Raw genomic sequence first — 23882 nt, forward strand, 5'->3', positions numbered from 1 at the left:
CCCAAGTGTAAATCACTTGGAACTATTATTCAGTTTATTCTTTTTTGACTGCAAATACCATTTGAGTACCAGTCGGACATTTTAATCCCAGTTGCAGTTTTTAATCTTATATAGCAATTGAATTTATATTGTTTATTATTTTTTGGAACTATTCCCACTCTTCTTTTCCAAATGTACGATATATCCCAAACCATTCAAAATACTATATTCTATTTTTTCTAATATCACTAGATCCATCTAATTATAGGACATTTTCAAATTTTTAGTCCCGTCCCAGTCCCAGTACCGGAAAACTCTAATAATACACACTTAATCTATTTACTGTATTTTTCTATTATATCATTGTATCGTTGAGTATTTTCATCAATTATATTATCTTTATTGATCTGAATCTCCTTAATTTTTTGATAGATACTTTTATAAATAATTTTATGAGCTTCATTTTTAATAAGTGATTCATTAAATTCTTCTATTTCAAAATCATCTTCATCTATACATTTTTCTATAAGTTTTATTAAATCATCACCTATTATGTCTGAAATTAATTTCCAATCATCTGTATAACTCAACCTAAAGTATACATTGTTATTTTCAATTTTTGTGTAATTCATATATACCCTCTCTTTTCTTATATGCCTCTTCACCTGCTTCCAGTGAATCCATTAAGATGCTGTAAGTTTCAACAGTGTCGTTTTCGTTCCCAAAACATTTTAAAGTCTTTGAATCTATATTCCCACTATATATTTTAAATTTGATATCTTCAGTAGTTGACTCTCGTTTAGTATATAATATATAATCTGGATTTATTGACAACCCTGTTGTATTATTATGAGTAGCTAAAATAACAGGCATTTTTTTCGAAATATCTTTTACCATATTATTAACTTCCGTATTTAAGAAGATATTATCAAATGAAGATTCTGGCTCATCAATAAGAAGAATATCATAATCGTTTGCTGATTTTATTTCATTAAGTAAATTATATTCTGTTCTTTCTCCACCTGATGCTGATAACTTAAATTCATTAATTATATCAAACTTTACATTAACATAATATTTCCAATAATCAACTTTCGAAATATTTGCTTCACTTAAATTTTGTAGATATTTGTAACCATCTTTATATGAAGACTTAAATATATCCGCTAAAGCAACATTCGTTTTTGCATGTTCTTTTATTTCGCTAACATTTTTATAATATCCTGTTTTCATTATTAATGTAAACTTCCCAATTTTATCTAATTCAATTGTTCGTTCTTTCTTTACCAATTTACAAATATAATTAAATTTTTCTATTTTGCTTTTCGAGGTTAAATATTCTTTTAAATCTACATCTATGACCCTGTTAGATATAGTTTTAACTTCTAGCTTTGGTTTAACATCTTCAATTATTTCATTTGCTTTTTTTCTTATAATATTTTCTCTGCATATGCTTTTAGCTAATTTAGATAAATCTATTATTAGGTTTTTAAGATTAATTATATCTAGGTATTTTTCAATTGTCTCTTTGTATTCTATATTTAGAATTAAATTTTCAATGCTACTAATCAATTTATCTAGTGATTTGATTTCTTTACTGGCATATAAATTCTGAGTATAGAGCTTTGATTTTGAAAAAACATCTCTTCTTTCTTCTTCATTTGCAAATTTCAATAAAGACTCTACGTAGTCATCTATATTCTTCTTTATTTTTTTTAAATCAACATTCGATATTTCTTCGATTAAGTTTTTAAAATCTATAAACCTATTTTCTCCTTGAATGCTATTTTCATTACTTAAACGGACATCGAATTCTTTATTATCTGAATTTTGTTTATCTAATAATGAAAACTGCCTAATATGCTTTACATTTTCATTAGCACTTTCGACTTTATTTAAAAAATAAGATTTGCCGCTTGATCTTGCTCCCAACAATACATTTAAACCTGTTGAAATTTGAAAAGATTCATTATTTATTGGAAATAAAGAATTAGACTCATAAATAGATAACCTAACTTTATTTTTATCTGAAAGTGCTAATTTAATTGAATTAAGAGAATTATTACCTATATCTAAATAAATTCTTCCTCTTTTCTTTATATCAAGTTCAATATCAATCCTAATATCGCTAAACCAAACAGGAGTAAAATCATTATTGTTTTTATATTCCCTTAAAAAATCTTTTATACTAGATACTTCTATAGCACTTATATGTTTTTTCATTTCTCTTATTATTTGAATAGGTACTTTTGGTTTTTTAGGATTATGTGGAATCAGCAAATATTTACTTAAGTCTTTAAATATTTCGATCAATTCATCTTTATTAATATTGTCATTTGTACTTCTAATTTTTTCTTGAACTTTATTGCATTTACTTGAAAAATCATCTAAATTTTCATCTTCACTTAAAAGCAGTAAATGTCCTCCCTCAAAATTAATTTCTATTCCAGGAAGAACTTTAATATCTAATTCTTCACGAATTTTTTTGAATTGCTCAGCATCGAATAAGTTATGATTTGTGATGCCAATTATATCTAATTTCATATCATTCACGTATTTAATTAAAGATTCCATTGAAAATGAAAATGGACTATCACTAATTGATTTAATGGTATGAATATGCAAGTCTATAGCTTTCATAAACTAACTCCCTTTATAATATCTCTCCATGTCTTACGTCGTGTATTTTAATAATTCTTTTGTAGTTTCTAGTTTTTTATCTGCGTATTTTACAACATCTTTTATTACTAACTTTTTAATAGCTTGTGTTAAATTTTCCATATAGTTAAAATCAATTTCTCCATTTGACTCTACAGGAAGTTTGATATATTTATTCTTGACTACATTCCATCCACCTAATTTATTTTTATATGAATATATTGGTAAGTCAGTAACTTTATTAATGCAAGATACTGCAAATAAATAACCATTAGGACTTAATTCTATTTCTTTATTTTTCCACTCAATAGCATAAGCATCTGATAGTACAGAAAATTCCCTTGATTGGTAATATGACCTATATACGTCGCTATTAGATGGTATAGAAATTACATTTTTTAATATAGTTGCATTTATTTTAGGTCCGTAATAATTTAGGCCTTGGTTCATAAAACTTGAAGTCAAAAGAGGAAGTGTATAATTATCTATAGGTTCTTTTGGAAGTTCTTTTGCTTTATATGGTAATTTTTTTGTTTTTACTCTTTCAAATAAATCTCCCATTTTAAATTCTTTCCATATAATTTTATCAATATTATTTAATACTTCTATTTCATCATTATTAAGTTTATAATCTTTTAATCCAGTTACCGTTAAATAAGCTTCCAGCTCGGCAAGTCGTTGAGCTTCCAGCTCGGCAAGTCGTTGAGCTTCCAGCTCGGCGACAAAAGATTCCATAAATTCAAAATCTATTCGATTGTTTTTTGTTGGAAGTGTAAAAGTAATCTCTGATATAGTTTCTACTGTTGAACCTACACCCCATGAATAGTTTTGTAAATAATTCTGAATACATCCAGATAAAAATATCATAGATTTTTCGGTTATATTATTATATTTAGGTTTTAACACTTTAACTTTATTACCTGTGTAATATTCATATTTTTGGTAATACACAGAAAATGTATCTTGAGCAAATGTAATAGAATTTGCTTCATTAAGATACTTTTCATTTTCTACTATATATCCTCTTATACCATTATCAGTTGTTTTTCTAACTACATACGGATGAGATTTCTCAACTTTTTCATCATAGATTGTATCTATTGCATTAGCATGAAATATTTTTTTACTTGAATGTATTTCAAACAAATCTCCAATCCTATATTCGCCCCACTCAACATTTTGGAGTTTTTCATTGAGTGAGGCATCTATTTTTTTAAGGACTCGTCCTCGCTTTCGTTTTTCATAAGGGCTGATACTTCCCAAGCCAAAAAGTCTGCTACCGTCTTTTTGAAATCATTAAGAGTAGGTCTTCTGTCAATGGGTGCTGATTGATTCCAATCTGCTCCATTTGCTGGGTCAATAGTTCCTTCATAGTATTCTTTTTCAGTAAATATATTTAATTTACTTTTACCAAATCTAACAAGGTTGACGATTTCTTCATATCTTTCTTTTGCCCTATCAGTATCTTTTAAATTGTTTGAGGATTTTTTCCTATCACTTCTTGTATATCCATCATTGGCAAAATCAATAAACTTAACTATTTCATCTTTTTGATGAGTTTCTCCAACCCTAAATACATAGATATTAGTTTGTACACTCGATTTACCTATAAATAAATCTATAGGCATCCTTATACTCGCAAGAAGTGTGTTATTTTCTAATATTTTCTTATTATATTCTTTAGCTTTTCCACTTCCTGCTGAGTTTTGAATAATGATTGCTGCGTATCCTTTATTCATCATAGACAGGGCTTTTTCAACAAAAATCATTCCACAACCATCAGCTGAATATGGTGGATTTAAGACAAAAGCAGTAGCTGGAAAATCCTCATCAGTCTTACCAAAACCATATCTACCGTCAAAATCTATAATTGAGTCTTGGTTTATAATATTTGAAGAACCATCTCCCATAAGAATCATATTAAGTATTGCGAGCATGTAAATATTTGGTAAAAGCTCTATACCTAAAAGCTGTTCTGCCTTAATCTTAGCAATTTTTCTCTCTAATTCTAAAGGTGATTTTATCTTTTCTTTAGCATCAATCATCATTTCATTCATAGCAGCAACTAATAATCCCGCTGATCCAGTTGCGAAATCCCACACATAAGAATCTTTGTCAACTCTTGCAAGTTTTACAAGTAGCTTTGCAACATATGATGGTGTTAGAACGACATCATTTAATTTATCCTGAGTAAATCCAAACCAAGAATACATTTCATTGAATAATTTTCCTGTAAAGTCTGTTGTTAGACCAATTTTGTAATAGATGCCTAGATCATCTACTATCTTACAAAAAATTCTCTTTAACTGGCTTTCTCCATTATAAGGTTTATTTATATTCTCTGATAACAAAGTATTTTTAAGGGTTCTAACAATAAGATTTTGTTTTTTCTCTGGTAAATTTTTATTTTTTAGAAATGCTTCTATCTTTCTAACAATAATCTCACCATCTGTATTTCCATCTTCTGTCGATGATTCTAGATCTGATTTTTCTAGTGGACGAACTTTACCAGGTATGCCAAGTGTTGCCATAATTGATGCAGATACTAGATATACCCTGTCGTTTTCACTTAACCCTTTTTCTTCTTTATAGATATCATTGTTAAGCTTTGTAAGAGATGTTTCAATTTCTTTTTCCCTTTTTAATCTTAGTCTATCTAATTCTTCATTAGATAAAGATAATTCATTGACCTTTTTTATAAAATTATTAAAATTATCTTCTCTAAGAAATGACAAATCGGTGTACTCATCAACTTTTTGACCTATACCTAGGTTCTCTTTAGATACATAATATACTCCTATAGAATGTTCTATTGATCCGTTTGCTTTCTTATAGCCCGTTACACCTATTGATATTACATCAGTATAAGAAGTGTAGTGCAAAATTGCATTTGCATAATGAACAGCTCCATTAACAGCATAGGAATTAATATTTTTATAGTTTGGTGTATTTTTACTAGTTGTATTATCTACATTTCCATCTTTATTTAGTTTAACTAGTTTACCCTTATATCCCTTATATTCAATTAAAATAGGGTAATAATTTAAGGCTTCATCTTGTAATAATAATTTAGCATCCGGTCTATTTCCACCAGTTCCACCACTCTTGGAAGCATATTCATTTAATGCCTTATCAATTTCTTTATTTAAGCTTTCCTGCTCAAGTTTATAGTCTAATCCATAACTTTTTAGCCAACCATTAACTAAGTCAGCAATATTTGGCTCTATTGATTGTAATTTTGCCATAACTTACCTCACATATTCCATAATATCTTCAATCCTGCAATCAAGAACACAACATATCTTAGCAAGTGTTTCTAAGTCAATTCTTTTTACTTTATTATTACAATAAGAGTTAAGTTGCGTCCTTTGTTGATTTGCATGCTTTTTTAATTTCTTTTTCTTATATTTTTTTCTTCTAAAACTTTGTCTGTTTAAAAATAATTTTTTCAAAGCTAGACATTTCTTTACTCCTTGTGCCAAGCATCTTTAAAATCCAATTAACTTTCTTAAATTATATTATACAATAAATTCATAACTCCTTATAGGTATAAGATTCTTTAATTGCATGGATTCATAAAGTTTATTTTCGTAATAATAGATATATTCCATAATTTTTTAGATAACTCTTCAATTTTTCCCTCATATAGTCAATATTCTTTTTCTAATAAGGTTAATTGTATTTGTAGCTTTGCTACTTGATTTATATTATTTATTAAATTTAAAAAACAGTAGTTATAGAATTCTAAATAGTTTGAGGTCAACTATATAGAATTTTTCTTTCTCTGTTAAATATATTTTTACCTAATTTTTCTATTTTATAAGTTTTCCTTTTTAATAAATTCTATGTCTTAGAATTTTCCATATAACAAAAAATTTAAAAATTGGAAATTGCCTTTCCCTAAGAAATTACGTTTCCTAAAAAACATAAATAGACGCAAAAGACCGCAGCTTAAAACTACGGTCTAATTTTTTGTCCAAATGTAAACCACTTGGAACTATTATTTAGTTTATTCTTTTTAGCTTCCAGTACCATTTGAGTACCAGTAGCCATTTTTCATTCTCTCTATAGCTTGTAATTAAGCCATTTTAGAAAATTTTGCTACTATTCCCACTCAATTGTTGCTGGTGGTTTTGATGTTATGTCGTAGACTATTCTATTTATATGATCTACTTCGTTTACTATTCTGGTTGATACTTTTTCTAAAATTTCCCATGGTATTTTTGTGAAATCAGCTGTCATAAAGTCTGTTGTTGATACTGCGCGGAGGGCAAGTGTGTAGTCGTAAGTTCTAAAGTCGCCCATTACTCCAACTGTTCTGATATTTGTTAAGACTGCAAAATATTGGTTGATGTCTTCTAGTTTTGCAGCTTCTAATTCGTCTCTGAAAATTTTGTCTGCGTCGCGTAAAATGTCTAATTTTTCTTTTGTTATTTCTCCCAATACTCTTATCGCTAGTCCTGGTCCAGGGAAAGGTTGTCTGTCTACTAAATAGTCAGGTAGTCCTAATTCTCGTCCAAGGTTTCGAACTTCGTCTTTAAATAACATTCTAAGTGGTTCAATTATTTCTTTGAAGTCAACAAAATCAGGAAGACCTCCTACATTGTGGTGAGATTTTATTACTGCTGAGTCGCCTAATCCTGATTCGATTACATCTGGGTAGATTGTTCCCTGTGCTAAATAATCTACTGATTTTATTTTTTGTCCTTCTTCTTCAAAGACTCTTATAAATTCTTCTCCGATTATTTTTCTCTTTCTTTCTGGATCTGTTACTCCAGAAAGTTTTTCTAAAAATCTTTTTTCTGCATCTACTCTTATGAAGTGCATACCTGAGTCTTTGAATGCTTCTTCTACTTCGTCGCCTTCATTCTTTCTCATTAGTCCGTGATCTACGAAGATGCAAGTTAATTTTTCACCTACTGCTTTTGATATTAGTGCTGCTGTTACTGATGAGTCAACACCACCTGATAATGCAAGTAGTACTTTTCCGTCTCCAACTTTTTCTTTTATTTCTTTTATTGCTTTTTTTGCGTAGTTTTCCATTGTCCAGTCTTTTTTTGCACCGCAAATATTTACTGCAAAGTTTTCTAGCATTTTTTTGCCGTGGACTGTGTGATTTACTTCTGGATGGAATTGTAGTGCGTAAAGATTTTTATCTACATTTGCCATTGCTACTACTGGACAGTTTTTGCTACGTGCAATTATTTCGAATCCTTCTGGCACTTTTTCTACTCTATCTACATGGCTCATCCAAACTGATTCTTTTTTTTCTAAGTTTTTAAATATTTCCGATGTTTCTGTTGTGATTTCTGTTTTTCCAAATTCTCTTTCTTTTGGTGCACTAACTACTTCGCCACCTAATGCGTATGCCATGAGTTGCATTCCGTAGCAAAGTCCAAGTATTGGAATGTTTTTGTCAAAGATTTCTTTTTCAATTTTTGGTGCACTTTCTTCATATACTGAATTAGGTCCACCTGTGAATATTATTCCTTCTACGTTTTTTCTATTTTCTAATTCTTTTAAGGCCTTGTTGTAGGGTACAACTTCACAGTAAATGTTTAAGTCTCTTATTCTTCTTGCTATTAACTGATTGTATTGGCCCCCAAAGTCAACTACTAATATCATATTAACCTCCTCTTCATTAAATACATTTTAATATAAAAATTAAAATTTGTATAGTTGATGAGCATCTAAATTCAATTAAAATTAAGTATTTAAGCTATTTATATTGACATTAAATATTTCTAACAATATAATTTATAGAGATAAGTAAAAATTGTTTTTTATTGTAAAATATGCCATTTAATGATAAAATTAAACGTCAGGTAAAAGGAGTGGTAAAATGGGTTTAATGGAAAAGATTTTTGGTACCTACAGCGATAGGGAACTAAAAAAGATCGAGCCCCTTGTAAATAAAGTTATGAGCCTTGAAGGCGAGATGGAAAAACTTTCAGATACTGAGCTAAAAGAAAAAACTGAAGAATTTAAAAATAGAATTAAAAATGGTGAAACTACAGACGATATACTTCCTGAAGCTTTTGCTGTTGTAAGAGAAGCTGCATGGAGAGTGCTTGGCATGAAGCACTTTAGAGTACAAGTAATCGGTGGTATTATTCTTCATCAAGGTAGAATTGCTGAAATGAAAACAGGTGAAGGTAAGACACTTGTTGCTACACTTCCAGCTTACTTAAACGCTCTTGAAGGCAAGGGCACACATATTGTAACTGTAAATGATTATTTGGCAAGCCGTGATAGAGACTGGATGGGTAAAGTTTACGAGTTCTTGGGACTTACTGTCGGATGTATTATTCACGATATGGATCAAGACGAGAGAAAAGCTGCCTACAATGCGGACATAACTTACGGTACAAATAATGAATTTGGTTTCGACTATCTTAGAGATAATATGGTTATCTATAAAGAAGAAATGGTACAAAGAGGACTTCATTTTTGTATAGTCGATGAAGTTGACTCAATTTTAATTGATGAAGCTAGAACACCTCTTATTATTTCTGGTCAAGGCGACGAATCTGTTGATTTATATGTTAGAGCAAGAGATTTTGTAAATACTTTATCTCATAGAATTAAGAGCCAAGATGAAATAGACCTTGAAAGATTCAATAGAGAATTCGAAGAAGAAACTGTTGACTATGTTATAAACGAAAAAGACAAAACTGCAACATTAACTGATAAGGGTATTGAAAAGGCTGAAAAATATTTTGGCATTGAAAACTTATCAGACGCATCTAATATGGAATTATCTCACCACATTAACCAAGCTTTAAAAGCTGCTGGTACAATGCACAAAGATATTGACTATGTTATTAAAGATGGCGAAATTATTATAGTTGATGAATTTACCGGTCGTCTAATGTATGGTAGAAGATATTCTGAAGGTCTTCACCAAGCAATTGAGGCAAAAGAAGGACTTGAAGTACAAGCAGAATCAAAAACTCTTGCTACAATTACATTCCAAAACTACTTTAGAATGTACGACAAACTTTCTGGTATGACTGGTACGGCAATGACAGAAGAAGGCGAATTTAGAGACATCTATAACATAGACGTTGTTGAAATTCCTACAAATAAACCTGTCATAAGAATAGACGAAAATGATCATATTTACATCAACGAAGATGCAAAATTCAAAGCTGTTACTAGAGAAATTGCAGAAGCACATGAAAAAGGACAACCAGTGCTAGTTGGTACAATATCCATTGACAAATCAGAAGTGCTTTCAAAATACTTGAAGCGTGCAGGCATTAAACATAATGTATTGAATGCTAAAAAGCATGCACAAGAATCTGAAATTGTCGCACAAGCTGGTCGTTTTGGTCAAGTAACTATTGCCACAAACATGGCAGGTCGTGGTACCGACATTGTACTTGGTGGTAATCCAGAATACCTTGCAAAGAAAGAACTTAAAAAGCAAGGCATGGAAGAAGAAATGCTTGAATATGCAGACTCATATTTCAAAACAGATGACCCAGAAATTTTAAAAGCAAGAGAAGATTATCAAAATCTTGTTAAAAAATTCAAAGAAGAAACTGACAAAGAAGCCGAAGAAGTAAAAAAAGTCGGCGGACTTAGAATAATAGGTACAGAAAGACATGAGTCAAGACGTATCGACAACCAACTCCGTGGTCGTTCAGGTCGTCAAGGAGACCCTGGTTCTTCAAGATTTTATATATCAGCAGATGACGATTTAATTAGACTATTTGCTGGAGATAGATTTAAAGAAACAATGCTTAAAATTGATTCACCAGAAGATGAACCCGTTGAAGCAAAAATTTTAACAAGACTTATTGAATCAGCACAAAGAAAAGTAGAAGGAAATAACTTTAGTATTCGTAAAAATGTCTTAAAATACGACGATGTTATGAATAAACAAAGAGAAGTGATCTACAGTGAAAGAAGAAGAGTGCTTGAAGGTGAAAACTTAAAAGATGACATCATCGCAATGAGAAATGATGTAATCGACAAGACAATCGACTTTTACAACAAGCTTGATGACAATAACAAAAGATATTTAGACTTCGAATCAATTAGAAACTTCGGAGTAAATGTTTTTGACTTTGATGAAAATTTCTTAAAGGAACTTGAAAATCCAACAGCAGAATCTTTAAAAGAATACATTAAAGAACTTGCTGATAAAAAATATAAAGAAAAAGAAGAAGATTTTGGCGACGAAAAGTTTAGAGAAATAGAAAGAGTTGCCCTACTTCAAAATGTTGACCAAAAGTGGATGGATCACATCGACGCAATGGATCAACTAAGAAAAGGAATTGGACTTCGTGCAGTTGGACAAACTGACCCAGTTAGAGCTTACGCAGAAGAAGGCTTTGATATGTTCGAAGAAATGAACGAATCAATCAAAGAAGACACAGTTAAAATGCTTTATCATGTAATAAATCCTGAAAGAGTACAAAGAGTTAGAGTTGCAAAAGAAATTGAAACTGTAAATCCAGATGACGGAAAACAAAAACCTTATGTAAGAAAAGAAAAAAAGGTTGGAAGAAATGACCCATGCCCATGCGGAAGCGGAAAAAAATATAAAAACTGTCACGGAAAATTTGAATAGATAATTAAGTAAAAGTGATGTTGCATAGTAGATAGTTCTATTATGCCCATCACTTTTTTATTAAATGCTTGAATTTAGTCATTATCTCTTTTGATTAAAATTTTTTAAGCATCTTCCTATTATATGATTTTTAAGTCATTTTATTATATTTGCTTTTTCTTTATCATAAAATTTATTTTTTTCTATTAATATTGAAACATCTTGTCAAGAATTCCTAGAGCTAATTCTGTAATTTTTATCTAAATAAATTTATTAGTCTATGGTCAAGTGCTTTTCTTTATCTAATAAAAATTTAATTTATAAATCTATTTACAAGCCTTAGCATTATCTTGGAGATTTAATTTGTATTAAGTTTATTCTTAATTGAATTTTGTATTTATTAAACTTTTAATCTTTTACAATTTAACTTTAATACGATAATATATTGACAAAATATTTTGTGTATTATAAAATATTTTCACAAATAAATATTAACTGCTTCATTTTGCATGAGCTATTACAATAGATCAAGAAACAATTTGAGACCCAGTAAATAAATAACTTTTATTTTGCTGGGCTTTTTTATTTGGGATTAAAATTTTTATAATCCTAAATGAAAACTTAGAAGGAGGTAAAAATGAAAATAACAAAAGTAAAATTAGGCATTTTGTCTGTACCATTACGTGTTCCCTTTAAGACAGCACTAAGATCTGTAAATAGTGTTGAAGACATAATAGTTGAGGTACATACAGATACTGGAGAAATAGGATATGGAGAAGCTCCACCAACTGGAGCAGTAACTGGCGAAACACAAGGATCAATTATCGGTGCTTTTAAAGACCATATAATTAAAACAATAGTAGGTAGAGACATAGATGATTTTGAAAACTTGATGAAAGATATAAATTCATGCATAGTAAAAAATACAAGTGCAAAGGCAGCCTGTGACATTGCACTTTGGGATTTATATGGACAACTTCACAAAATACCCGTTTACAAATTAATGGGAGGATCTAGAAATAAAATAGTAACAGACATAACAATTTCTGTAAACGATCCTGAAGAAATGGCAAGAGATGCCATAGATGCAGTAAAAAGAAAATACGACACTTTAAAAGTAAAGGTAGGAATAGATCCAAGGCTTGATGTAAAAAGACTTGAGGCCATAAGAAAAGCAATTGGTCCAAATGTAAGACTGAGAATAGATGCAAATCAAGCGTGGAAACCTAAGGAAGCAGTTAGAATTTTAGACTCAATGCAAGATAAGCAATTAGACATAGAATTAGTAGAACAGCCAGTAGAGGCTCATGATTATGAAGGACTAAAATATGTAACGGATCACTCAATAGTACCAGTATTGGCAGACGAAAGTGTATTTTCGCCAAAAGATGCAATGACTATATTAAATATGAAGGCAGCAGATTTAATAAATATAAAACTAATGAAATGCGGAGGACTTTACAATGCATTGAAAATAATTAGCATGGCAGAAGTTTGCGGAGTAGAATGCATGATAGGATGTATGCTAGAAGCAAAAATATCAGTAAACGCAGCTGTTCATTTAGCTTGTGCAAAACAAATAATAACAAAGATAGACTTAGATGGACCAGTGCTTTGTTCAGAAGACCCTATTGAGGGCGGAGCAATTTTCAATGAAAAAGAAGTTACCGTATCACAAGATATTGGACTTGGAATAAAATCTGTAGAGGGCATAAAATACTTAGATATTTAAAATTTTTAAAATAATGTAGAAATAAAATAGAGAGGAGAAAATTATGGTAATAACTAATGGATTTACTTATATAGCATTTCTAATGTTCATAGCAGGTGCATTACTAGCATTAGAAAAATACACAAAATGGAAAATATTTAACGTAGTTCCACCACTAGTATTCATTTATGTGCTAAATATGATTTTCTGTACAATGGGACTATACTCATCAGAAGAATGTTCCAAGGCATACTCAGCATTAAAAAATAATTTACTTTATGCAATGATTTTCGTAATGTTGCTTCGTTGTGATTTTAGAAAACTAGCAAAACTCGGTGGAAGAATGGTTGCAATATTTTTAGGATGTTCGTTAACACTCTTTATAGGTTTTGTAGTTGGATATCCAATATTCAAGCATACATTAGGAACAGATACATGGGCAGCAGTAGCGGCACTATTCGCATCTTGGGTTGGCGGATCAGCAAACATGGCAGCAATGCAAGCTGCATTACCAGTAGATGCTGGAGCTTACTCTTGTGCTTTAGCACTTGATACAGTATGTTATTCTCTATGGATTGCACTACTATTACTTGCAGTAAGATATGCACCAAAATGGAATAAATCAACAAAAGCAGACACATCAAAATTACAAGCAATAGCAGATGCAGCAGCAGCGGAAGTATCAAAGGACAAAAAAGTTGCTAACTCAGCAGATTGGATTTTCTTAATAGGTCTATCACTAATAGTATCCGCATTATCTCAATTAGTTGGATCAAAATTATCAGATGCCTTTACAAATATGGGACTGGCAATGTTCGACAAAGGAACAATCACAACATTATTCGTTACAATATTGGGACTTGTTTGTGCATTATCACCAATAGGAAAATTGCCAGCAGTAGAAGAATTATCAAACGTATATCTATACGCAGTAGTATCATTATTAGCTTCAACAGCATCAGTAGTTGACTTGATTTCTGCTCCAATGTGGATAGTATATGGATTGTTCATCCTTGCAGTTCACGTAATACTTATGTATGTATTTTCAAAAATTTTTCACTGGGATTTATGTATGGTATCCACAGCATCACTTGCAAACATAGGCGGCTCAGCATCAGCTCCAATAGTTGCCAGTGCTTATGACGCATCTTATGCAGGTATAGGAGTATTAATGGGAGTACTGGGAGCTGCACTTGGAAACTTCTTTGGTATAGGAATGGGACAAATATTAAAGCTTTTAAGCTAAGTTTAATAGAAAAGAAAACAATGATATGATAAACTATAATAAATTAAAGGATGAAATAGAAAATATTGTAAATGAAAGCTTTTTTAATGTTTCTGTAAGTTTTTATGACTTAGATAGTGGAGAAAATTTTTCTGTTGGAGGCGATAAACAAATGCCTTCAGCAAGTATGATAAAACTTTTAATAATGCTTACTCTTCTAAAAAATGTTGAAGAAGGAAAAATTTCACTTGATGAAAAAATAAAGCTTGAGAAAGAAAAAAGAGTGGAAGGATCTGGAATATTAAAGGAGCTTTCCTGCGACCATTTATTTTCTATAAGAGAGCTTTTGACGCTTATGATAATAATAAGCGACAACTTTTCAACAAATATTTTGATTGAAAAAATTGGGATGGACGAAATAAATAACACGGGTAAAATTTTCGGACTTAAAAAAACAACACTCCAAAGAAATATGATGGATTTAGACGCTAAAGAAAGAGGACTCGACAATTACACCTCTTCAGATGATATTTTGAAAATTCTAAAAAGTATTTATGAAAAAAGTTTTTTAAGCGAAGATATGTCTAAGCTTGCTCTCGATATTCTTTTGAAACAACAAGAAAGAGATAGATTGCAAAGATATCTAAAAGAAAATTTAAAAATTGCAAATAAGAGCGGGGACTTAGATAATTTGGAAAATGACGGAGGTATATTTTTTACAGAAAATAAAAATTATATTCTCGTGATTTTAGTAAACCAAGCAAAGTCAAATATTCTTGCAAAAGAATTAATTGGTAAAATATCTCTAAAAATTTATAATAAAATTGGAGTATAAGATGAAAAACACATTATATCTCACAGGAGAAGCTAGGACAAATTCAGACAATGCCATTACAAAAATTTATGGGATTTTTTATATGGCTTTTGAAATTAAAGAAAATGGAGATATTATCAATATGGACAGTAATGCTACTCTTACACTTACACGTGATTTTATAAGGGGAATCTTTATTGGCAAAAATATTACTGATGAAGATTTAATCACAAAGGAAATTTTAGAAAGATACAACGCTTCTTCTACTAAGGCAATAATTACAGCTTATAAAGACGCCTTGCAGAGATATAAAAAATTAAGATAATACTATGCCCTCTACTTATCGTAGAGGGTATATTTGTAGGATATATTTTCTATTTTTCACAAACACTATTTACAAAGAGTCAAAAAAGACGAGGATAATAAACCTCGCCTTTTTTTGGACTTTTGATAAATAAAATTTTTCACAATTTCTATTTTTCAATAAAAACTAAATCTCCATTTTCAATAACTGTCTTTGCCATTACTTCTTTATTGTCTCTCATTTCTTTTGTTGTTGTGAGAGTATAAACTACAATTGGTTTTAAAATTTTAATATCTTTAAATTGTGCGTCGAATCCTTCGACATCTTTATTTAATTTTATTATAAAACCATCCTTTGTTTTTTCAACTGTGTAGAATTTTTTATCTAATGTGCTTTTCTTGTATTTTGGAGTTGCTCCTGTTGTTGTATCTAATGATTTATCTTCGTAGTTTTCTTTTGTTACGTAATTTATTTTTATATTTAAGTTTTTGTCATCTGCTGTTACTGATTTTGATTTTATTTCAATTTTATCATCTTTTAAAACAGGGTATTCTTTGTTGTGAGATGCTTTAAAAGTTCTTTCTCCAATTACATGCCAATCCACTACAAAGTTTTTAACTTTATCTGCAAGTCCGCCAACTAATACATCTTTCTTTTTATGAAGTTTAGGTAAAAGATCTCTTAATTCCTTTTCTTCTTCTTTAGTAAGCGTATCTTTTTTAACTAATTCATTTGCTCTATCCATTACTTTATTTAATTCTTTAAGAGCAACATCTTTTTTGTCGATTCTTCCTGAGAAACCATCATCCCCTGCAAATTTATCTATTGCCTCAAGTGCTTTATCTTTTTCTAGGTTTTCAAGATAGTTTTTAATATTTTCCTTTACAACTTTGATGTCCAATTCTTTGTTGTCTTGTTTGTCTTTAATTTCTTTAGCTTCTTTTGGATTTAAAGTATTGTAAACTAAAATGAAAGCATCTTTTCTAGGGATTTCCTTGTTAAAATCTTTTTCTGTAATTTCATCCGTTAAGATTTTTTCTTCCCTTGCCCAATCAATCCATGATGTTGGCCACTTTGCACTTTCTACCATCTTTTTATCTAGGTCAGCTTTTTTTAGTACCACTAAAATTTTCATGGCTTCTGAATATGTTATTTTATCATTTGGCTTAAAAGTCTTGTCAGGATATCCTGCAATTAATGCTACTTCTTTATTGTTTTTAAGTTCTGTTCCTAGAGAAATTATTCCATTTGCCCAGAAATCTTTTTTAACATCTTTAAATGGATTTTCTTTTTCATTTAACGCTTTTGCTTTATCTTCCTCTTTTAGCATATAAACTACAAGTTTTGTAAGCTCTGCTCTTGTTAGAGTTCTGTCAAGATGAAGTTTATTGTCTTCATATCCTGCGATATATTTATCCTTTTGAAGCAGTTCAATTTTTTCTTCTACATTTTTTGCATCAGCTATCTTTGGAAGTGAATAGGCAAATACATTTGATACATTTGCAGCTACAAGTCCAAAAGATAGACAAGTTATTGCTAATTTTTTTTTCATAATTCTCTCCATAAATTAATAAATTCAAATATATTATACATTTGAAAGTTGTTGAGAATTTATAAAATATTACGATAAAATTTATATTTTTAGAGAAACCTTAAAAAATTGCGACTTCTCTTTTTTTAATAGATTTATATTTTTTCAATTAAATGCCAAATGTTATAATGTTTTAAGGATTTTTGCCATTTTTACTTTAACTAAATTTAAGACATTTAATATTAAGGCTTTTCATTTATTGCATACTGAATTTTCGTCTAATTTAAGATTAATTTTTAAATCTTACCCATCCTAGTTTCTTTACAAATGATTTCTAAAAGCCCTTTTGATAACAATAACTTTATCTATTACTTCATTTATAAGTTCGTCATAGTTTTCGTGATTATCAAAATCTAATCCGCTAATATAATAGATAATTCTGGAGGCCTTTTTATTATCTAACCTTTGCCAATCCATGTTAAATCCTAATTCATTTTCTATTTCTTCAGATACTGAGTATAAACTATCAAAAAGTTCCTTATTATCATTAATGTAAACTTCTATGCCTATACTATTTGTTTTATTTACCAATGTAATTGAAATATGTGCTTCACTTATGCCAAGAGCAACATCATACCAATGATCTGTTGTTGCTTTTCTTACATTAAAGGGCTTATTTCTTGAAATTAAAACTTCATTAAATCTATTCCAGAAATTCAACCTTTCAGCCTGTGATTTGCTTAACTCTCTATTGTCAACACTTGCGTTTGTTGTTTTTACAAAATCATTAGGTTTTTCTATAATCACAAATTTAGGCGCTGGCAAAGAATCTCCAATCCTATATGCACGAATTTCCATTAAGAAAAACGAAACATCTTTAGTCGTCTTATTGTTTAACCACTCTATTGCACTTCTGTGTTCTTCTCTTGCTTCTTTAACTATCCAAACCACAACATTAGCATCTAAGCCAGATGCGTATGTTATTATTTTACCTAAATGGTCATGGTTTGTAGCTTCCAATTGGTTTTCAATAATTACTTTAATACCCGTAGTTTCATCTTTTGCAACTAAATCACAGCGATAAGAACCAACAAAGACTTCTTTATTTATATCTGTCAACGTTAATCCTATTTCATCACCTAGCATCTCAATATTTTCTTCTTTTGATAACCATTCTGAAAATCATATTGCTCATGTTTCCAGAGTTCTCTAATATCAACTTCTTCTAATTTTCCTAATCTCAATTTATTCACCATCATATCAAAATCAACTCATCTTTAAAAGAAAATTAAAATCTAATTATATTCCAACAAAAACTTCTACAATTTTTCTTATTTTTTCTAGCACAAATTCTTTTTTCTTTTCCCTAGCACCATGCCTGCGTGAAGTCGGCGGAATGATTCGATCAAGCTCATCTCCCGCATATTCTACATAGCCTTTACTAATGGATTTTTCTATAAAACGCTTTGAATCTTCTTTTAAACTTTCTTCATCAACTAAAGATATAATTTTATTCTCTTTCTCTTTCTTTGCAAATCTATAAAAGGATTCAAGAATGTCATCAGTGTTTTTTAGTTCAGACAATCTTGTGTTATTTATAAAATCCATAATCAACTCTTCTTTTGCCCTTGTGCCAAGGCTTGACCTGATTACCCTGCGAACTTCTGCTTTTAAACTTTCCACATTATCATTTTCTTTTGACTTTTCCAATATTAAAGCCAAAATATAATCCAGATTTATCTCATCTGTTTTAAGCAAATCAATTTGAAATTCAACATCAGAAAAATCAATTTTATCGCCTTGTGGATTTTCATTGCCCCTTGAATTTAAAATGCCTTCCCTAATGTCAACATAGACGCTTTTCATATCCTGCATCTGTCTGTCTGAGATGATTTTTTCAAAGTTTTCAAACTCATCAAAATTCTTCAGAATGTTCTCAGATTTCAATAACTCACCAAAAAGTTTTACAAATTCTTTTTTATCAGCTTCCAATATAATTTCTGTAGGTTCAGGAAATTTAGATATAATTTCATTACAAATATCTATATAACCCTTGACTACATTGCCAGTTTCTTCATCTTTGAAACCATAAATGTACTCTTCATAGCTCTTTTCTAAAATAATGTTTACACTGTTTTCATCGCCAAAGATTTTGATTGCATCTTGAGTAGCTTTTTCTAAATCTCTAAAACAAACAATATTGCCAAATGTTTTTACCTTGTTAAGTATGCGGTTAGTTCTTGAAAAAGCTTGAATAAGACCATGATATCTCAAATTTTTATCTACAAATAATGTATTTAATGTAGGCGCATCAAAGCCTGTCAAAAACATTCCCACTACTATTAGCAAATCAACTTTCTTATCTTTTACTTTAAGAGACAAATCCTTATAGTAATTTTGAAATTCATTCCCATTAGTAGAAAAATTAGTTTTGAAGTAACTATTATAATCAGCAATTGCCTTATCCAAAAATTCTTTTGCCGTCATCTCCATAGCTGAAACATCAAAATCCTCTTCTGCTATCTCTCCAATTGCCCTTTGTTCCTCATTAGGTGCAAAACTAAAAATTGTAGCTATTTTTAATCTTTTATCTTCGGGTAAACTGCTCTGTTGTCTTTCAAACTCTTCATAATATAACTTTGCCGCTTCAATACTTTGTACAGCAAACATTGCATTAAAACCATTGAGCCTTCTATGCTTCAAGTCATAAAACTCATTGCGATGTGTTTTCGTATTAAATACCTTGAGAATATGTTTTGTAATCTCACTTATTCGCTGCGGATGGAGTAGCATTTTATTTTCCAATTTAGCTAATTTCTTCTCATCTTCTTCTTTCTCCGCAGTTCTAAATTTCGGTGTAATATTATTATAATCCACTTTGAATTTTAAAACTTTGCCATCACGAATGGCATCCGTAATAACATAGCTGTGCAGTTGCGCTCCAAAAATACTTGCTGTTGTATCTCCACCAAGAGAATTTTCTGGAAAAATTGGCGTTCCTGTAAATCCAAATTGGTAATATTTTTTAAATGACTTCCTTATATTTTTCTGTGCCTCTCCAAACTGAGAGCGATGACATTCATCAAATATAAGAACACAATGTTTATCATAAATTTCATGGTCAGGATTTTTCTTAACAAATTCATTTAGTTTTTGTATTGTAGTAACTACAATCCTATTGTCATATTTTTCAATGCACCTTTTAAGTTCCTTTGTATCTTTACTTCCATTCACACTGTCTGGCTGAAATCTTTGATACTCTTTCATTGTTTGGTAGTCTAAGTCTTTTCTATCTACAACAAAAAACACCTTATCGATGAAATCAAGAGATGTAGCAAGCCTTGCCGCCTTAAAGGATGTCAAAGTCTTTCCAGAACCTGTTGTGTGCCAAATAAAACCTCCAGCTTCTGGTCTGCCGGCTTTTTTCGCCTCATAACTTGATTTTATCTTCCACAAAATTCGTTCAGTCGCCGCTATTTGATAGGGTCTCATAATAAGAAGAGTATTGTTGACATCAAATACACAATATTTTGTAAGCACTTCAAGAATGACACGCTTTTCAAAAAAAGTTTTAGTGAAGTCCTCTAAATCACAAATCGCCTTGTTTTTAGCATCTGCCCATTCACAAGTAAACTCATAATTATTTTTATTCTGTGCTGTTGTATTGGCAAAATATCTAGTATAAGTTCCATTAGAGATGACAAATATCTGAACATACTTATATAAGGAATTATCACTGTTAAAACTTTCCTTGCTGTATCTGTGGATTTGGTTAAAGGCCTCATGCAAATTTACGCCTCTTTTTTTAAGCTCAATATGAACGAGGGGCAAACCATTTACTAAAATAGTAACATCATAACGATTTCGATTTTTCCCTTCGCCACTTACCTGATTAGTAACCTGCAAAAAATTGTTGTGAATATTTTTCTTATCGATGATCTTAATATTTTGCAAATGTCCATCATCAAATATAAAATCATAGACATGATCTTCCTGCACCTTTCGAGTTTTTTCAATCATACCATCACTTGGAGCATCTAAATATTCAAGTAAAAATCTGCTCCACTCTTCACCTGAAAAAGATACATTATTTAATCTTTGAATTTGAATTTTTAAATTAGCATATAATTCATCCTTTGACTTTACAATTAGCCTCTCATACCCTTGAGAAACTAAATTTTCAATCAATTGGCTTTCAAGTTCAGCTTCACTTTGATAGGCAGTTTCTCTAACTTGAAGGTCTTTTTTAAAATTAGCTAAAATAATTCCGCCAGTCATTTCGGCAATTGTAGATGTATTATAATTTACTTTATTTTCTGACATCTAAATTACTCCTTCCATTTGTATCATATAGTTACTAATTTTTTCTTGGAAAATTCAATAATCTTTCCCTATAATATTCATATTGCTTTTGTCTTAACTCTATTTCTTTTGGTAAACCTTGAGAGATATCATTGATAAGCGCATCAAACTTATCGAGAATAGAAACAATATATTCTTGGACTGGGAGAGATGGTAATGGAACCTCGTATTCCATGATTTTATTTTTATCTCCTCTTGGCATTTTTGCCCCTTTAGAAAATTTGATATCATATTCAAAGAAAGATTCACTAGACAATATTTGATACAAAAATCTAGGTATAATCTTATTTTTAAAATCATCTTTTATACAAAATGCCAATACATCGCCATTAGTCCCACCATCAACATTTGCTATCCAAATCTTTCTTAAATATGGTCTTATATTCCCTATCAAGATATCGCCTTTTTTAAAAGCAATTAAATTTCCTGTATTAGGAACATAACTGGAATCTACCTTTCCTAATTTATTTTTCAATAAATTTTCAACACCAACATAGTTTTCTGCATTTAATAACTCCGCTGATACTCTTTTAGAAGAATATTGGGTAATGTCCTTTAATTTTTTCCACTCAAAGCCAAATAGTTTTACTCCAACAATAGCTGCAGCTTCTTTTAATACACTTAAATACCATTTAGAGATGTAAGCTCTCTCTCTCTCTCTCTCTCTCTCTCTCTACCACATTTTTGTCAAATGTCAAGAGTTTTTCGCGATAATATTCATATTGTTTTTGTCTTTGTTCAATTTCTTGAGGCAATAATCCCTTTGTATCAGAAAGCAAAGATTGAAACTTATCTAAAATTTCAACCACTTTATTTTGAATTGGAATAGGTGGCAAATCTATTTTTATTTTATTTAAAATTGATTGTGTAAGGCTTGGTCTTGTAAAATCTGTACTCAACTTGGAAATATCGAAATTTTCGATAAAATAATAAAGATACTTAGGGATTATTTTCTTATCATCTATTTCTGTATAGAAAATAGTATCTACATTCCAAAATGGTTCATCTAAATAAAAAACATTTTTTATTGAACCTTTTCTAGGTAGTAAAACAGTAGGTTTGTTATATGAATATTTATTTACATAAATATTCATTTTACCACCACTCCCATATACAGGAATATCACCTTGACCCAAAGATTTCCAATCTTTTCCATTCCTTATTTTTGCAATTTCTTCTAAAAAAACATTTTTCAATTCATATTTGTTTTCAAAAAATATTTTTTCTGAAATTTTATTCAAATAATCTTCACTTAATAATAAATCTCTATAATACTCATACTGTTTAGTCCTAGCCTGTAATTCAGCTTGTAATTTAGAAACATAATTTGTGAATTTATCAAGTACTTTTACAATTTTTTCTTGAGTTTCTTTCGATGTCAATGGTATTTCTATATTTGAGAGTTTATCTTTAGAAACACTTGGAATACCAGCTCCTTCTTTAGATTCTTGAAGCTTAGGTTGATTCATTTTTAATATATGAAATAAAAATCTATTAAGACAGCTATAATCATAATTGTAACTTTTTATTATATCGTTATTAGGAACTACTGAAAATGCATGAGCACCTAACCAAAACTTTTCCTCAATAAAATTAACAAATCCAGCAGAAGCTCCTCCCTGCGACACTGTGATTGTATTCTCTTCGGAGTTAAACGCATTAATATAACCTGATGACAAAACTCCACCATTAATTACTGGATACATTCCATCTACCAACATATCTCTTTTATTGAATTGCTTCCCCTTAGATATTACAGCGACTTCCCACAGCTTTTTCCACTCCACCTTTTCATTTTTTAGTAGCTCATCTATCTTACTCATCTTCAAGCTCCTTTATTATTTCATTTATGGAGGCTCTAAGTTCATCTATTTTCTTTACAGTTTCTTCAATTTCCCTATTTAAAACTTTTATATCTATCTTTTCTCTTGTATCTTCTTTTTCTACATAAGTTGAAACAGAAAGGTTATAATCATTTTCTTCTATTTCCGCCTTATCTACATATCTTGAAAAGTATTCTACTCCTTTTCTATTTCTGAACTCATCAAGGATTTTTTCAATATTTTTTTCTTCTAAAATATTATTATTTGTTTCTTTCTTAAATTCTTTGCTGGCATCAATAAATAGAATTTTATTTTCTGTCTTGTTTTTCGCCATAACTAAAACACAAGTGGCTATTGACGTACCAAAGAAGAGATTTTCTGGAAGCTGAATAATACAGTCAATAAAATTATTGTCTACAAGATATTTTCTAATTGTTTTTTCAGCGCCTTTTCTGTAAAAAATTCCTGGAAAACATACGATGGCTGCCCTACCCTTGCTTGAAAGATAAAATAATGAGTGCATAATAAAGGCATAGTCGGCATAAGATTTTGGCGCCAATTTACCTGCTGGTGCAAATCTTTCATCGTTTATTAGTGTTGGATCTCCGTCTCCCACCCACTTTATTGAATATGGTGGATTTGATACTATGGCATCAAAGGGCTTTTCATCTTTATGTAAGGGATTAATTAGAGTGTCTCCCCTTTTAATTGAAAAGTTATTGTAATTTACATTGTGAAGGAACATATTCATGCGAGCCAAATTAAAGTTGGTCATATTGATTTCTTGTCCAAAAAATCCTTCGTCAATTATATGTTCATCAAATTGCTTTTTCATCTGCAAAAGCAAACTTCCACTCCCCTCTCATGTCAAGCTTATGACAAAAAAGGGATTATGGTTATGTAATTTAAAAGAGA

16 protein-coding genes and 1 pseudogene are annotated in these 23882 nt (G+C 30.2%); 5 read left to right on the forward strand and 12 right to left on the reverse strand.

What is annotated here, in order from left to right; genetic code table 11:
• Window positions 1-314 precede the first annotated feature (314 nt).
• The 6 genes from ACQRC6_RS05000 to guaA form a co-directional block, all read right to left on the reverse strand.
• Window positions 315-611, reverse strand: coding sequence for a hypothetical protein (locus ACQRC6_RS05000; protein ID WP_427848009.1), 297 nt, complete (start codon window positions 609-611; stop codon window positions 315-317).
• The gene (locus ACQRC6_RS05005) at window positions 592-2619 is read right to left on the reverse strand and encodes a PHP domain-containing protein (RefSeq protein WP_427848010.1); all 2028 of its coding nucleotides are present in this window, start codon (window positions 2617-2619) and stop codon (window positions 592-594) included. The genes ACQRC6_RS05000 and ACQRC6_RS05005 overlap by 20 nt, the downstream gene beginning before the upstream one ends.
• Window positions 2620-2652: 33 nt before the next feature.
• Window positions 2653-3900, reverse strand: coding sequence for a restriction endonuclease subunit S (locus ACQRC6_RS05010; protein WP_427848011.1), 1248 nt, complete (start codon window positions 3898-3900; stop codon window positions 2653-2655).
• The gene (locus ACQRC6_RS05015) at window positions 3843-5882 is read right to left on the reverse strand and encodes an HsdM family class I SAM-dependent methyltransferase (RefSeq protein ID WP_427848012.1); all 2040 of its coding nucleotides are present in this window, start codon (window positions 5880-5882) and stop codon (window positions 3843-3845) included. Before ACQRC6_RS05015 ends, ACQRC6_RS05010 begins: the two co-directional genes overlap by 58 nt.
• 3 nt (window positions 5883-5885) lie before the next feature.
• On the reverse strand, window positions 5886-6089 hold the full coding sequence (locus tag ACQRC6_RS05020) for a helix-turn-helix domain-containing protein (RefSeq protein ID WP_427848013.1): 204 nt from the start codon (window positions 6087-6089) through the stop codon (window positions 5886-5888).
• Window positions 6090-6741: 652 nt separating this feature from the next.
• Window positions 6742-8262 (reverse strand): glutamine-hydrolyzing GMP synthase, encoded by a 1521-nt coding sequence (gene guaA, locus ACQRC6_RS05025; RefSeq protein ID WP_427848014.1) that lies wholly within the window; start codon window positions 8260-8262, stop codon window positions 6742-6744.
• A 217-nt stretch (window positions 8263-8479) separates the two neighbouring features.
• Here guaA and secA point away from each other — a divergent pair, with 217 nt between their 5' ends.
• The 5 genes from secA to ACQRC6_RS05050 all read left to right on the forward strand — a co-directional run bounded on the left by secA (window position 8480) and on the right by ACQRC6_RS05050 (window position 15272).
• A complete protein-coding gene (gene secA, locus ACQRC6_RS05030) occupies window positions 8480-11218 on the forward strand; it encodes a preprotein translocase subunit SecA (protein ID WP_427848015.1) in 2739 nt (912 codons plus the stop codon).
• Between the two features lie 616 nt (window positions 11219-11834).
• Window positions 11835-12929 carry a dipeptide epimerase gene (locus ACQRC6_RS05035; RefSeq protein WP_427848016.1) on the forward strand — a complete coding sequence of 365 codons (1095 nt, stop codon included), beginning with the start codon at window positions 11835-11837 and terminating at the stop codon, window positions 12927-12929.
• Between the two features lie 43 nt (window positions 12930-12972).
• Window positions 12973-14154, forward strand: a complete 1182-nt coding sequence (locus ACQRC6_RS05040) for a DUF819 family protein (RefSeq protein ID WP_427848017.1) — start codon at window positions 12973-12975, stop codon at window positions 14152-14154.
• Window positions 14155-14179: 25 nt separating this feature from the next.
• Window positions 14180-14968: a serine hydrolase gene (locus tag ACQRC6_RS05045; RefSeq protein ID WP_427848018.1), complete on the forward strand. Its 789-nt coding sequence runs from the start codon at window positions 14180-14182 to the stop codon at window positions 14966-14968.
• Window position 14969: 1 nt separating this feature from the next.
• Window positions 14970-15272, forward strand: a complete 303-nt coding sequence (locus tag ACQRC6_RS05050) for a DUF3870 domain-containing protein (protein WP_427848019.1) — start codon at window positions 14970-14972, stop codon at window positions 15270-15272.
• 148 nt (window positions 15273-15420) lie between these two features.
• Here ACQRC6_RS05050 and ACQRC6_RS05055 read toward each other — a convergent pair whose 3' ends face one another.
• The 6 genes and pseudogenes from ACQRC6_RS05055 to ACQRC6_RS05080 all read right to left on the reverse strand — a co-directional run.
• Entirely contained in the window at window positions 15421-16803 is a 1383-nt protein-coding gene (locus tag ACQRC6_RS05055; protein WP_427848020.1) for an S-layer homology domain-containing protein, read from the reverse strand.
• Between the two features lie 300 nt (window positions 16804-17103).
• On the reverse strand, window positions 17104-17928 hold the full coding sequence (locus ACQRC6_RS05060) for a DUF4268 domain-containing protein (RefSeq protein ID WP_427848021.1): 825 nt from the start codon (window positions 17926-17928) through the stop codon (window positions 17104-17106).
• A gap of 153 nt (window positions 17929-18081) precedes the next feature.
• Entirely contained in the window at window positions 18082-21105 is a 3024-nt protein-coding gene (locus ACQRC6_RS05065) for a type I restriction endonuclease subunit R (RefSeq protein WP_427848022.1), read from the reverse strand.
• 34 nt (window positions 21106-21139) lie between these two features.
• Complete coding sequence (locus ACQRC6_RS05070) at window positions 21140-21784, reverse strand: restriction endonuclease subunit S (protein ID WP_427848042.1); 645 nt, start codon at window positions 21782-21784, stop codon at window positions 21140-21142.
• A complete protein-coding gene (locus tag ACQRC6_RS05075; protein WP_427848023.1) occupies window positions 21777-22967 on the reverse strand; it encodes a restriction endonuclease subunit S in 1191 nt (396 codons plus the stop codon). Before ACQRC6_RS05075 ends, ACQRC6_RS05070 begins: the two co-directional genes overlap by 8 nt.
• Window positions 22960-23826, reverse strand: a pseudogene (locus ACQRC6_RS05080) (type I restriction-modification system subunit M); the annotation flags it as partial. The gene ACQRC6_RS05075 and the pseudogene ACQRC6_RS05080, both read right to left, overlap by 8 nt.
• Window positions 23827-23882 lie beyond the last annotated feature (56 nt).

Source organism: Peptoniphilus sp. SGI.035, from assembly GCF_050315115.1.
GTDB lineage: Bacteria > Bacillota > Clostridia > Tissierellales > Peptoniphilaceae > Peptoniphilus_A.

Excerpts from the sequence above, each read along its gene's own strand:
- ACQRC6_RS05000 (WP_427848009.1), bottom strand. The coding sequence starts at position 611 with ATGAATTACACAAAAATTGAAAATAACAATGTATACTTTAGGTTGAGT.
- ACQRC6_RS05005 (WP_427848010.1), bottom strand. The coding sequence starts at position 2,619 with ATGAAAGCTATAGACTTGCATATTCATACCATTAAATCAATTAGTGAT.
- ACQRC6_RS05015 (WP_427848012.1), bottom strand. The coding sequence starts at position 5,882 with ATGGCAAAATTACAATCAATAGAGCCAAATATTGCTGACTTAGTTAAT.
- guaA (WP_427848014.1), bottom strand. The coding sequence starts at position 8,262 with ATGATATTAGTAGTTGACTTTGGGGGCCAATACAATCAGTTAATAGCA.
- secA (WP_427848015.1), top strand. The coding sequence starts at position 8,480 with ATGGGTTTAATGGAAAAGATTTTTGGTACCTACAGCGATAGGGAACTA.
- ACQRC6_RS05035 (WP_427848016.1), top strand. The coding sequence starts at position 11,835 with ATGAAAATAACAAAAGTAAAATTAGGCATTTTGTCTGTACCATTACGT.
- ACQRC6_RS05040 (WP_427848017.1), top strand. The coding sequence starts at position 12,973 with ATGGTAATAACTAATGGATTTACTTATATAGCATTTCTAATGTTCATA.
- ACQRC6_RS05045 (WP_427848018.1), top strand. The coding sequence starts at position 14,180 with ATGATAAACTATAATAAATTAAAGGATGAAATAGAAAATATTGTAAAT.
- ACQRC6_RS05050 (WP_427848019.1), top strand. The coding sequence starts at position 14,970 with ATGAAAAACACATTATATCTCACAGGAGAAGCTAGGACAAATTCAGAC.
- ACQRC6_RS05055 (WP_427848020.1), bottom strand. The coding sequence starts at position 16,803 with ATGAAAAAAAAATTAGCAATAACTTGTCTATCTTTTGGACTTGTAGCT.
- ACQRC6_RS05060 (WP_427848021.1), bottom strand. The coding sequence starts at position 17,928 with ATGCTAGGTGATGAAATAGGATTAACGTTGACAGATATAAATAAAGAA.
- ACQRC6_RS05065 (WP_427848022.1), bottom strand. The coding sequence starts at position 21,105 with ATGTCAGAAAATAAAGTAAATTATAATACATCTACAATTGCCGAAATG.
- ACQRC6_RS05075 (WP_427848023.1), bottom strand. The coding sequence starts at position 22,967 with ATGAGTAAGATAGATGAGCTACTAAAAAATGAAAAGGTGGAGTGGAAA.